Origin of the sequence: Roseiflexus sp. RS-1 (assembly GCF_000016665.1) — a bacterium.
GTDB lineage: Bacteria > Chloroflexota > Chloroflexia > Chloroflexales > Roseiflexaceae > Roseiflexus.
On sequence record NC_009523.1, the window covers coordinates 2,997,025 to 3,009,798 of the forward strand.

The window sequence follows — 12,774 nt, forward strand, 5'->3', positions numbered from 1 at the left end:
GCACGACGCCTGTGGTATAATGCCCGGCGTCGCCCTGCGCCGGACGGATGCCGCCAGTATGCAACATGACCCGGCTACGAGCCACGGGCGGTGCATTCCCTGACGCGCACAGGTTGTCGATGATATCATCTCGTTCTCCGCAGGCTCGAACCTGCGCACCGGTAAGCGCACAATCTGGAGGATAACGATGCCCACGCTGCGTGCCCGCGATCTCGCGCCCGATCTGATCCTGTTCAACGGTGCGATAACAACGTTCGATCCCGAGTTGCCGCGTTGCTCCGCCATTGCCTGCAAGGATGGGCAGGTTGTCGCAATCGGCGCCGACGCCGATGTTCGTGCGCTTGCCAGTCCACGAACCGAACAGATCGATCTCGGCGGTCGCACAGTTGTTCCCGGGTTCAACGACGCGCATAACCATATGCTCGAACTGGGGATCAAGTTCACCCGCCTGCAACTTGAGCATTGCACGTCAATTGCAGAGATGGTCGCAATGGTGCGCGATCAGGCGGCAAAAACCCCGCGCGGCGAATGGATCATCGGCGAGGGATGGAACGAGTCGCTCTTCGCGGAAGGGCGTTTGCCCAACCGTCTCGATCTCGATGCGGCAACGACCGATCATCCGGTGCTGTTGAAGCGTTTCTTCAATATGGATGTTGTGAACAGCCGCGCGCTCGAACTGGCGGACGTGCATGCGACGACGCCCGATCCGCAGGGCGGCAGGATCGAGCGGTTTGCCGATGGTTCTCCGAACGGCATTCTGCGGGCATCCGCTAAACTCTTCTGCCGACGCCTGATCGCCCGACCGACCCCTGAGCAGGCAGTCGCAGCGCTTGAAGCTGCCGGTCGCGCGTATCTGGCGGTTGGTATCACCAGTATCCTTGATCCGGGGCTGCAACCATGGGAAATGCGCGCATATCTGGATGCTCGCCGCGCCGGACGATTGCCGGTGCGGGTCAACCTGATGCCCTCCTGGCACGGCTTCCGTGAAGACGAGACCCGCGATCAACTCGATGCACGCGCTGCCGAACTGGGAGTGTACAGCGGTCTGGGGGATCGCTGGCTCAGTCTGGGCGGGCTGAAGATGGCGATTGACGGTGGGACGACAAGCCGCACCGCCTGGATGTTCCAGCCATTCGTTGGCGAAGAGAAGGTCTATGATTACAACCGGCTCGACCCGGAAGACCTGCGCGAATTCTTTGCCCGCGGTCACGCGCTGGGGTGGGACATCGGCATTCACGCAATTGGCGACCGGGCGCACCACGAAGCGGCGCGCGCCTTCGCTGAGGTCATCGAAGCCTCGCCGCGCAAGGATCACCGGCATAACCTGATCCACGCCTACTTCGCCACTGAAGAAAGCCTGCGGCATATGGCAACATATCAGATCGCCGCTGTTGTTCAGCCCACCTTCATCTACTACGAAGGGGATGATCTCTTCCGCGATGTGGGCGAGCGTCTGGCGCATCAGTACAAACCGGTGCGCACCTACCTCGACCGCGGCATTCCGGTTATCGCAACCAGCGATATTCCCAGCACAGTGCATTACAATCCCATGATCAGTCTCTACAGCCTGGTGACGCGCAAAACGTGGAAGGGAACGCTCATCGCGCCGCAGGAGGCGATCACCCGCGAAGAAGCCCTCTATGCCTGCACAGCAGCCGGCGCCTGGTTGACCCGTGAAGAGCACGTCAAAGGGCGATTGTCGCCCGGTTTTCTGGCAGACATGGTTGTGCTCGACCGTGATTATTTCACCTGCCCGGCGGAGGAGATCAGGGAGATTCAGGTGGATATGACGGTGATCGATGGATGTGTGGCGTACTGGCGAAATGGATCACGCTGAGAATAAGCCGTGTTGCACCCATCGCCTTCCTCCGAGTTGCTGACCACGCGCCCGGTGTCGCCCGACGACCTGGAGGTTGCATTGCGTCTGCTCGACGATGCTGACCGCTGGTTGATGAGCGTCAGCATCGATGAAGCAGCCGGATTGCTCGCCGGGGCGCCAGCGCTGTTGCTGCTCGCCGGCGACAGACCACGTGGTATCATTCTGTCCGACTGGCCCCACGAAACGGTGGCGTGGCTGCGGCTGCTGGCATTGAGTGGCGGGGTATCGACCACACGCGCCATCGATACGTTGCTGCCGCCGTTTCACCAGACACTGCGCGCCAGAGGCGTTGCACATATCTATACCGCCTGCGCTGATCCGGGCGACTCATGGGCGATGGCGGCGCTGCGCAATGCCGGTTACACCCATGACACCGACGTCATCGTCTATGAAAAAGTACGCATGAATGTTCCAACGCAGGGCAACCCGACGGTGCGGGTACGCGCAGCGACCGTCGGCGACATACCGGCGATCCTGGCGGTTGATACGCGCTGCTTCAGCGTCGAGTGGCGCAAGGACGACGTGCAGATCAGCCTGGCGTTGCACGAAACCCCGCGTTTCCTGGTCGTCGAAGAAAACCTGGAAGTGGTCGGTTACGCCTTCGTGACGATCCACCATGAGGGGCGTCTGGTGCACCTGGTGCGGATTGCCGTGCTCCCCGACCGGCAGCATCGCGGGATTGGCGCGCGGTTACTGTACGAAGTGGTGTCCTACGCCACCGCTATTGGAGCGCAGCGGCTCACGCTCAACACCCAGGCGTACAACCGCAACGCCCGACGCCTGTACGAATGGTTTGGGTTCCGGCGCACCGGTGATCGACAGATCATCCTACGCCGTGATCTTTGACTGCACGCATGCCTCGATGAAGCGGCGGAACAGCGCGCGCCAGCGTGGATCGACCTCGCTCTGGAGCGCTTCGGGATGGCACTGGACGCCAATCAGAAAGTGACCATTCGTGCCCTCGATGGCTTCGATAACGCCGTCCGGCGCCCAACCGACGGCAACCAGCCCGGGTGCAACCGTTTTGATCGACTGATGGTGCAACGAGTTGATCGGCAGTTCATCACTGCCAAGGATCCGTCGCAGGCGCGAATCGGGCGACAGGCGCAACGTATGCGCCAGATATGTCCAGTCCTGGCGGGCATACGAATCGGAGTGATTGAGCGATGTGTCGATCTGTGAAGGGATATCCTGGTACAGGGCGCCGCCAAGTGCAACGTTGACCATCTGCGCGCCGCGGCAGATGCCGAGCACCGGTTTCCCTTCAGCGACTGCCCAGCGCACCAGAGGCAGTTCGGTGCGGTCGCGCAGCGCATCGACGACGCCAAGCGCGGGAAGCGGCGCTTCGCCGTAATGGTGCGGCTCGATGTCGCCGCCGCCTGCCAGCAACAACCCATCGATCCGTTCGTACAATGCACGCAACGCCGATTCGTCGTCGATGGACGGGATAAGGAACGGCGCGCCGCCAGCGGCAACGACGGCGTCAATATAGGTCTTACGGTGCCCGATCGAGGGCGGACACCAGTCGCGGTCGTAGAATGTTCCACACGTAATGCCGATGCACACTCTGCTCATAACAACGCACCCTTCTGAAGCGCCGCTCGCGGCGCCAGGAAAATGTGGACGGCATTATACCATGTTCGTATCAGTGCAGCAGGAAGGAGAACAGATGGCGCCCCAACCCTGGCGCACACGCGCCTCACGCGACATCTACCGCAATACGTGGGTGCGGTTGCGTGAAGACATCGCAGAACTGCCTGATGGTCGCACAACGATCTACAGCGTCCTCACGCCGGGCATTGGTCAATGCGTTGGCGTGCTCCCGTTTCTGCCCGATGGACGGGTCGTCATGATCCGACAGTATCGCTATGTTTACGGCGAAGGGCACCGTTGGGAGATGCCGACTGGCGGGATGCACGAGGGAGAAACGCCGGAAGAAGCCGCACAGCGCGAGTTGCAGGAGGAGATCGGCTATCGCGCCGGACGTTTCGAGTGGATCAGCAGTTATTACACCTCGAAGAGTGTTGTGGAAGAAACGGCGCACCTGTTTCTTGGCTTCGATCTGACGCCATCGAGCCTGCCGCCCGATGAGACCGAATTTCTCGAAATCGAAGCCATGCCTTTTGAGCAGGTGCTGGACATGGTACTGCGCAGCGACATCCGCGACAGCATGACAGTCACGGCGGTGCTGCACGCTGCGCGACGGTTGGGTGTGTAGCGCAGGCGTTTATGCAGCAACAATGCGCACCGGCATGATACGTCCCTGCCAGCGTCCCGGCGCACCCTCGAAGCGCCCCGGAACCGGATAGCCGCAGCGAACACACCGACCGGATGCGTCGAGGCGCCAGCGTTTCAGGCGATACCAGTCACGTTCGATGACCCGCACGCCGCAGCTAGCGCAGATGGTCGATTGCCCTCTGGCATCGTCCACATTTCCGGTGTACACGTAGCGAATACCAGCGGCGAGCGCCTGCTCGCGAGCGCGTTTCAGCGTTGCAACCGGGGTTGGCGGCGTGTCGAGCATGCGATAATCAGGGTGAAACGCAGTGAAATGCAGTGGCACATCAGGTCCAAGTTCGCGCACGAACCAGTCGCACAGGCGTGCAATATCATCGGGTGCGTCATTGGCGCCCGGAATGATCAGGTTGGTGACTTCCAGCCAGACTTTTGTTTCGTGACGCAACCAGCGCAACGTATCGAGCACCGGCGCCAGCGAACCGAGGCATAACCGCCGGTAAAACTCCTCACTGAAACCCTTGAGGTCGATGTTCGCCGCATCGATATGCTCGAAGAAGGCGGGGCGCGCCTCAGGTGAAATGTAGCCCGCCGACACCGCTACCGTCGCCAGACCGCGTTCATGCGCGGCGCGGGCGCAGTCGATGGCATACTCGGCAAAAATAACCGGATCATTGTAGGTGAATGCAACGCTCCGGCATCCGGTGGCAAGCGCCGCTTCGGCGACTTCCTCTGGAGTGGCGCTCGTATCGAGCAGCGCCATCTCGCGCGCTTTGGAGATCGACCAGTTCTGACAGAAGCGGCACCCCAGGTTGCATCCAGCAGTGCCGAAGGAAAAGACGCCTGTACCGGGCAGGAAATGGAAGAGCGGCTTCTTCTCGATAGGATCGGCGCAGAAGCCCGATGCACGCCCATACGAGGTCAGCACAACCCCCTCTTCACGCGCCTCACGCACGAAGCAAAACCCGTGCTGGCCAGGGCGCATCGTGCAACCGCGCGGGCAGAGATCGCACTGCAAACGTCCGTCGGCGGTGCGATGCCACCAATCGCCTACAACGACGCCAGGCGCAAGGAATGTACGCTTGCTCATAGCGACCTCCTCGTGGTGAAATGCGCTCTCTCAGAGTCTACTCCTTTCTGAGAAAGAATCAAGAGCGGGCAGTGTGACTGTTCACAATCCGGTATGCCTGCCAGGAAGCGAGGACGTGCCGAAACACCGGTGCTGCGCAGGCAGATCGCCGGGCGTCCCCCGCCTGGAGCGAGGGCGGGACGCCCTCGCAGGTTGACCGGGGCAGGATGAAGATTGAGAATATATAGCAATTCCCATAGAGGTTAAACCAATTGGACGAGGTTGAACACTCCCAGAATCGCGCGCCCCACACGGCGACCGAAAATGAATTTCGGTCTACGCGAGAAGCAATCCGACATCATCCGTCGTCGGGCGTGATGCGGGCTAATGGAGATTGAGAATTTAATCCGCTATGCCGAACTTGCCGTGGGGCTAATGAAGATTGAGAATTTATTCCGCTATCCCGCGCTAGCCGTGGGGCTGAAGCCCTCGGCTATACGAGGCGAAGCCCGCCTGCGCGGGCTAGAGCGGAATAATTACTCAAAGACCATACGCCCTCAGCTATACAAGGCAAAGCCCGCCTGTGCGGGTTCGACCAACAGGCCGCGACAGCGGCCTTCGTCCTGCTAGCCGAGCCCTTCAGGGCGACGGCGCGCCGTGGGGCTGATGAACCGTGATTAAGCATTCCGGGACTGACCTGCTCGTGCGGGCTGATGGAGATTGAGCATTAAATCCGCTATCCCGCGCTAGCCGTGGGGCTGAAGCCCTCGGCTATACGAGGCGAAGCCCGCCTGCGCGGGCTATACCGGAATAATTATTCAACGACTATAAGCCCTCGGCTATGCAAGGCGAAGCCCGCCTGTGCGGGTTCGACCAACAGGCCGCGACAGCGGCCTTCGTCCTGCTAGCCGAGCCCTTCAGGGCGACGGCGCGCCGTGGGGCTGATGAACCGTGATTAAGCATTCCGGGACTGACCTGCTCGTGCGGGCTGATGGAGATTGAGCATTAAATCCGCTATCCCGCGCTAGCCGTGGGGCTGAAGCCCTCGGCTATACGAGGCGAAGCCCGCCTGCGCGGGCTATACCGGAATAATTATTCAACGACTATAAGCCCTCGGCTATGCAAGGCGAAGCCCGCCTGTGCGGGTTCGACCAACAGGCCGCGACAGCGGCCTTCGTCCTGCTAGCCGAGCCCTTCAGGGCGACGGCGCGCCGTGGGGCTGATGAACCGTGATTAAGCATTCCGGGACTGACCTGCTCGTGCGGGCTGATGGAGATTGAGCATTAAATCCGCTATCCCGCGCTAGCCGTGGGGCTGAAGCCCTCGGCTAGGCGAGGCAAAGCCCGCCTGCGCGGGCTAGAGCGGAATAATTACTCAAAGACCATACGCCCTCAGCTATACAAGGCAAAGCCCGCCTGTGCGGGTTCGACCAACAGGCCGCGACAGCGGCCTTCGTCCTGCTAGCCGAGCCCTTCAGGGCGACGGCGCGCCGTGGGGCTGATGAACCGTGATTAAGCATTCCGGGACTGACCTGCTCGTGCGGGCTGATGGAGATTGAGCATTAAATCCGCTATCCCGCGCTAGCCGTGGGGCTGAAGCCCTCGGCTATACGAGGCGAAGCCCGCCTGCGCGGGCTATACCGGAATAATTATTCAACGACTATAAGCCCTCGGCTATGCAAGGCGAAGCCCGCCTGTGCGGGTTCGACCAACAGGCCGCGACAGCGGCCTTCGTCCTGCTAGCCGAGCCCTTCAGGGCGACGGCGCGCCGTGGGGCTGATGAACCGTGATTAAGCATTCCGGGACTGACCTGCTCGTGCGGGCTGATGGAGATTGAGCATTAAATCCGCTATCCCGCGCTAGCTGTCGGGCTGAAGCCCTCGGCTAGCCAAGGCGAAGCCCGCCTGCGCGGGCTAGAGCGGATTATTTCTTCAAAGACCATAAGCCCTCGGCTATACAAGGCAAAGCCCGCCTGCGCGGGCTAGAGCGGAATAATTACTCAAAGACCATCAGTGCTCACGCAATTGAGGGCGATAGGCGGATATATTCGGTTGTCGCGCCTCAGCATAACAATCAGCAAAGCTACGATGTAGTACTATCGGCCATCGCCTACCGCCTATCTCCTATCGCCTATCGCCTACGATCAGCCCCCGGCTATGCAGGGCGAAGCCCGCCTGCGCGGGCTATGGCGGATGATGCATTCAAAGACCATCACCATCCGGTAGAGCAAGGGAACATTGGGGAAATGGCTTATCAGGGCGTCCAGACATCTCCTTCTTCCCGTGAGGGAGAGGGGTAGACTTTTTGGCAAGTCCCTGCGTGCCATCGCCCGTTTCAGTCATCAGGACGCCCAAACTCCCCCTTCTCCCCTTGTGGGAGAAGGGGGCGGGGGGGATGAGGGGCAAAAGCGCCCAAACTCCCCCTTCTCCTCTTGTGGGAGAAGAGGGCAGGGGGGATGAGGGGCAACGGCGCACGGGAATGCAGAACATCGCTCATCTCTCCCAAAAACTCTACACGTGAGAGGAAGGATGCAGGGAGGATGAGGAAAGCGAACGCGCTACCGGCGCCTGTTCTTCAATCAGATGCCCTTCGACGATCCGGAACAGGCGATCCGCCAGACCGACCACCTCAGGGCTGTGGGTGACCATCACGAGATTTTTCCCGGCGCGGCGGGTGAGGGTATCGAGCAGATCGAGCACCTGCTGACTGGTCTCGCTATCGAGGTTCCCGGTCGGCTCATCCGCCAGTACCAGCAGCGGATCGTGCACCAGCGCGCGCGCAACCGCCACCCGTTGCTGTTCTCCACCAGAAAGACGGTCGGGGTAAGCATTCCGGCGATCGGCAAGCCCAACCTGCGCCAGCAGATCGAGCGCAGCCGCGCGGTCGCGCGCCGTTACCCGACCGTTCAACTCGAGCGGCAGGAGCAGATTCTCCAGCACCGTCAATGTCGGCGTCAGGTTGTAGAACTGAAAGATGAAGCCTATCGAGCGGCGCCGGAACAGCGTTCGTTCACGTTCCGGCAGGCGAGTCAACGATTGACCATTCACAATGATCTCACCGGAGGTCGGCGTATCGATGCCACTGATCAGGTTCAGGAGCGTACTTTTGCCCGTTCCACTCTTGCCGACCAGCACCACGAACTCGCCGCGCGCGAACGAGGCGCTGACATCACGCAGCACGAAGCGCTCGCGTCCGGCTTCTTCATAACTCTTCGAGACGCGATCAAGAATTATCAGTGGTTCAGCGTGCATACACGAGGAAAACGACATAGGATCAACGACACTCTTCTCGTTTGATCGATCTATTACATAGCAGTACGGCTTATCGACAGATGCGGATGGCGCAGAACAGTGTGAGAGATCACAAAGGGAGCGCATCGCGCGCTCCCCCGGCATTCATTGTCTTGAGTTGAGTCAGGTCGTCAGTTGAACTCAATCGAGCCGCTGGCCACGCCCAACATTGCGAAAATGGCGGCAAAGATTGCACCAATGATAAAGCCGATGAATAACTGCGCGATGAATGCCAGCACCAGCGTGATAATTGCCTTGCTCTGGTCAAGGTTCATGCTCGAACGCACGCCCAGATAGCCCAGATAGATCTGGTAAATGCCCAGCGCAAGCGTCGCCGGCAGCGCCAGACAACCGATCAGGGGAATAGCGCTCACCGCGCCGGTAACCGCCTGAATAGGCGCAACGAACAGCGCCATGGTGTAGAACACTTCGTCCTGCGTGCCGGTGCCGCCCTGCTGTTTCCCAATGAAATAGACCAGAAAGACGAAAATGTAGAAACCAGCCACCGCAAGGATAAAGCCCAAAGCGGCGTTCAGCAACGCCGCCACGATACCGTTCAGAAGCCCGAAGACCAGCGCGGCTACGGCGCTGATCGCTGCCGCGATCATGATGTAGATCGTCGCCTCGCGCTGACCGCCGTGCCGCTCGAAGCGCTCGAACGTCTCGACGCCCGGCTTTGTCAGGACCTGAATGCTCTGGTTGAGCATTTCGTTGATCGAAACTCCCTGTACCATCATCGTCGGTTCCTCCTCTCAATTGTGTGCTGTTGAATGACAGACCGACATAGGAAACCTGTTACCTGTACCGGTGCGCCGGGCGACGTGTGCGCCGCGTCCCGATGAAGCGTTTCCCTGATACCTTATACGCCTTACGCTATGAAATGTTTCGGATAGGCAGACGTGCTTCTTTGCAAAGAATGCTCTACTGTGGGCGGAGATCTGGCGGACAGCGCCGTAGTCCGTTATCGAGTATATCACACGATGGCAGTTGTGCAACCATCAGTTTCCGATGTCCGCCAGAATTGCGTCGACGCTTATGCCGCCGCCGCGCAATCCGGCGACCTGTTCCGCTGCGGTACGCGCCTCTGCGTAACGACGGGCGCGCAGGCAGGCGCCTGCCAGCATCAACCAGGCACGCTCGTCGCGTGGGTCGATCTTCAGCGCGCGCTGGCAGTGTTCAATGGCATCACCGTGCGCCCCGCGCCCGATTGCCAGCGCTGCCAGCGCGCGCCAGGCGGCGGCAAGCGAAGGGTTCTGCTGCACTGCAGCGAATAGTTCGCTTTCCGCCTGATGCATATCTCCAGCGTCACGCGCCAGGAGACCGCGACAGAGCGCCAGGAGCGCGGCGCTCTCGGGCAGCGGATTACCGAGGCGCGCAGCGGTTTCAATCGCTGTCAGCGCCTGGCGTAGCGCGTGAGCGCCGAGATCGAGCGGATCGGCAGATGCCAGTATCGCGCTGGCATACAGGGCGTGCGCTTCCGCCCGACCGGGCAAGGCTACGCACGCCCGGCGCAATGGTTCGAGCGCCTCACGCGGCAGTCCGGCGGCGATCAGTCCGCGTCCCTGCTGAAGCAGCGCTTCCGCCTGATCGGGCGAGAGCGTCGCGGTCGGATCGTCTTCGGTGCGCACTTCTTCGATCAATGCGCGCAATCCTTCGAGATGACCGTGATCGAAGCGTCCCTGGTGAAACGCCTGCCAGAAACCATCGTACCGGCTGCGGAGCCGCTCGTTTCCAAGCACACGTCGGGCTATCTCAAGATCGCGAACGCGCGCCTCGCGCTCTGCAGGCGATAAACCCGGACGGAGGAGCGTTGCCTGCTGCAATGCGTAAGAAGCAGCATCGACCTCCTCCGGCGTCGGGGGACGCACGATCTCCGCCACACCGGTCTCCTCTGACGAATAAGGCATCACTGTGCGCGACATTCCTGTATCGCGCTTTATGAGATGCATAGGCGCAAGCCCCAGCATTGCGTAGAAGTCTAGCGGTTCGACAGCAGGCGGCCCGGCGAGCGGCGGGACAACTGGCGGCGCAGGCTGCGCTGGTCGCGGCGAACCACAGTACAGGCAACGCACTTCTTCTGAACGGAGCGGAGCGCCACAGGCGGAACAGCGCACCACATCCTTCTGGATGTGGGGATTGGCAGAGGTGCGCAGTTGATCGTAGAGAGCACGCAGCGCAGGATCGGTCAGGACGCGACCGGCAACCTGGAGCAACTCAAACTTGCGGCGCGGTTCCGGCGCCAGCGATGATGGGTCATCGGGAAAGAGCGCCCGCAGTCGCCGGTACTGGCGGGCGATTGCAAGCGCTTCCGCCTGCTGATCAACGTCGAGCAGGCGGTAAAAATCAAGACCGTGCGCCACGGCTGCGGCAACCTGCGGCGCACCCAGGTCCAGCCCGCGAAAAAAGCCTCGTGACAGCGAACCGCACGACACGCAGATACCATCATCGCCCAGCGTTGCGCCACACGATGGACAGGCTCGATCAAGCGTCATACTGCAGACCTGTTCTTGCTCGCAATGTTGTGCAGCATTGTGTTGTCACGCCTTGAAGCGCAGCAGCATCCGTCCCAGGGTGATCTGGTCACCGTCAGCCAGTGCGCGTGATTGAAAGGGAAGCACCCGTTGACCGTTGACCAGGGTGCCGTTGATACTATCGAGGTCTTCGATCAGCACCTGTCCGCCCTGCACGAAGATGCGCGCATGGCGTCGCCCGACGCCCTGATCGAGTGCGCCATACGGATTGAGATCGATATCAGGATAAAACTTGCTGACCGGGTCGCTTCGCCCGATGATCGCCTGCGGTGCTGCGGGCAGCGGCAGAGAAGCGCCGGCGCCGACGACAACCAGCACCGATGGAGCGAGAGATGTTCGTCCACTGACAGGCGCAGGTGTCGGAGGCGACACCGGCGGCGCGGCAGGCGGGGGAGACGCCGGCGGCGCCTGGTATGACGGCGGTGCGGCGGGCGCGGCAGGCGGGGGGGACGCCGGCGGCGCCTGGTATGACGGCGGTGCGGCGGGCGCGGCAGGCGGGGGGGACGCCGGTGGCGCGGTGGGCGCGGGAGACACCGGCGCAGTCGGAGGAATCGTGACCGGCGTCGGCGGTGGGTACACCGGTTGCGGCGGTGCAGCGCTGTGCGGCGGCGGTGCAACCGGAGCAACCGGACGCGATGGGGCGCTCAACGGCGCTCCACAGTTATCGCAGAACGCCTCGCCGGGAATTGCAGCCTGACCGCATTGCGGGCAAACAGTTGGACCAATCGCCGGGACGGATGTTGCCGGAGCAGATGCTGGCGCTGTGGTTTGCGCCGGAACCGGTATCAACATCGCGCCGCACTGATCGCAGTAACGCGCACCTGCGGGATTATCAACGCCACATTGAGGACAGAAGGGCATAACGACGCTCCTCTGAGGGATGCAATCCGCATGATTGCTACCAGTATACCATTTTTGACTCTCCTGCAAAAACTCACCGCCGAGGCGCCGAGCGCGCAGAGGTTTCTATCAATCGCTCACTGCGTCCGCTGTGCTGCAGTGGTGACATCCTTATTTGCAGGAGGCCCGTTTTTACCACTATGATGATCTGTACCATTGATGCGACGCTGCACAACGGCAGAATGTTTCGCCTGACCCCAATCGCGCACTGATGCGCCTCTCAATGTGTCGATTGGAGCAGGAGCACGTAACTGTGAGCAATCTTCGTGTGTGTATACTGATCTTGCATCCGAACGGATTATACGAACCACGGCGTACCAGCATACAGGTTGAATAAAAAAGGAGACATTCCATGGCGAACAACGACTGGCTGACTCAGACCCAGGAATTGATGCAGACCTGGACGAAGGCGCAGCAAGCGCTGTGGGAGAACTGGCGCTCGCTGATGCCGACGATGAGCGCGCAGCCTGCCAGCGAGGAGTGGAAGCAGGCGGTATCGGCCTGGAAAGATGTCATGCAGCGCTCACTCAACGCCCAGGCTGACTTCGTCAAGTTCTGGTCGGAAAGCATGACCGCTATGCCGCTCATGGGCAAGCAAATGGAGGAAATGTCCACCCTGATCGTCGAAACCACCCAGCGCTGGACGAATGTGCAGAACGAGATCTGGAGCAACTGGCTGGATGCAGTTGCAAAGGCTGATGCCGCTGCTATGGCGCAGAACTGGGACGAGGGAACGCGCAAGGCGTTCGATGCATGGCGCGAGACGGTCAACAGCGCAATCGAAGCACAGCGCAAAATGATGGAAACATGGATGTCCAGCACGGGTGACAAGAAGGAGTAATTCCTTCGAGCAATCCTCACTCCCGCCGCC

Annotated in this window: 10 protein-coding genes; 4 read left to right on the top strand and 6 right to left on the bottom strand. The window is 61.0% G+C overall.

Annotation, left to right across the window (positions count from 1 at the left end):
- The first annotated feature begins 187 nt into the window (after positions 1-187).
- On the top strand, positions 188-1,837 hold the full coding sequence (locus ROSERS_RS12535; protein ID WP_011957147.1) for an amidohydrolase: 1,650 nt from the start codon (positions 188-190) through the stop codon (positions 1,835-1,837).
- Between the two features lie 9 nt (positions 1,838-1,846).
- Positions 1,847-2,725 (top strand): GNAT family N-acetyltransferase, encoded by an 879-nt coding sequence (locus tag ROSERS_RS12540; RefSeq protein WP_011957148.1) that lies wholly within the window; start codon positions 1,847-1,849, stop codon positions 2,723-2,725.
- On the opposite strand, the gene ROSERS_RS12545 is transcribed toward ROSERS_RS12540, so the two are convergent.
- Positions 2,708-3,454, bottom strand: coding sequence for a gamma-glutamyl-gamma-aminobutyrate hydrolase family protein (locus tag ROSERS_RS12545; RefSeq protein ID WP_011957149.1), 747 nt, complete (start codon positions 3,452-3,454; stop codon positions 2,708-2,710). The genes ROSERS_RS12540 and ROSERS_RS12545 overlap by 18 nt on opposite strands.
- A gap of 94 nt (positions 3,455-3,548) precedes the next feature.
- On the opposite strand from ROSERS_RS12545, the gene ROSERS_RS12550 reads away from it, so the two are divergent.
- Entirely contained in the window at positions 3,549-4,097 is a 549-nt protein-coding gene (locus ROSERS_RS12550) for an NUDIX domain-containing protein (RefSeq protein WP_011957150.1), read from the top strand.
- A gap of 9 nt (positions 4,098-4,106) precedes the next feature.
- On the opposite strand, the gene amrS is transcribed toward ROSERS_RS12550, so the two are convergent.
- The 5 genes from amrS to ROSERS_RS12575 all read right to left on the bottom strand — a co-directional run bounded on the left by amrS (position 4,107) and on the right by ROSERS_RS12575 (position 11,864).
- Positions 4,107-5,204, bottom strand: coding sequence for an AmmeMemoRadiSam system radical SAM enzyme (gene amrS, locus ROSERS_RS12555; protein WP_011957151.1), 1,098 nt, complete (start codon positions 5,202-5,204; stop codon positions 4,107-4,109).
- A gap of 2,488 nt (positions 5,205-7,692) precedes the next feature.
- A complete protein-coding gene (locus tag ROSERS_RS12560) occupies positions 7,693-8,433 on the bottom strand; it encodes an ABC transporter ATP-binding protein (RefSeq protein ID WP_011957152.1) in 741 nt (246 codons plus the stop codon).
- A gap of 170 nt (positions 8,434-8,603) precedes the next feature.
- Positions 8,604-9,209, bottom strand: coding sequence for a Yip1 family protein (locus tag ROSERS_RS12565; protein ID WP_011957153.1), 606 nt, complete (start codon positions 9,207-9,209; stop codon positions 8,604-8,606).
- 261 nt (positions 9,210-9,470) lie between these two features.
- Positions 9,471-10,964: a DnaJ domain-containing protein gene (locus ROSERS_RS12570; protein WP_011957154.1), complete on the bottom strand. Its 1,494-nt coding sequence runs from the start codon at positions 10,962-10,964 to the stop codon at positions 9,471-9,473.
- Positions 10,965-11,009: 45 nt separating this feature from the next.
- Positions 11,010-11,864, bottom strand: coding sequence for an FHA domain-containing protein (locus tag ROSERS_RS12575; RefSeq protein ID WP_011957155.1), 855 nt, complete (start codon positions 11,862-11,864; stop codon positions 11,010-11,012).
- A 391-nt stretch (positions 11,865-12,255) separates the two neighbouring features.
- On the opposite strand from ROSERS_RS12575, the gene ROSERS_RS12580 reads away from it, so the two are divergent.
- On the top strand, positions 12,256-12,744 hold the full coding sequence (locus tag ROSERS_RS12580) for a hypothetical protein (RefSeq protein ID WP_011957156.1): 489 nt from the start codon (positions 12,256-12,258) through the stop codon (positions 12,742-12,744).
- Positions 12,745-12,774: the final 30 nt, after the last annotated feature.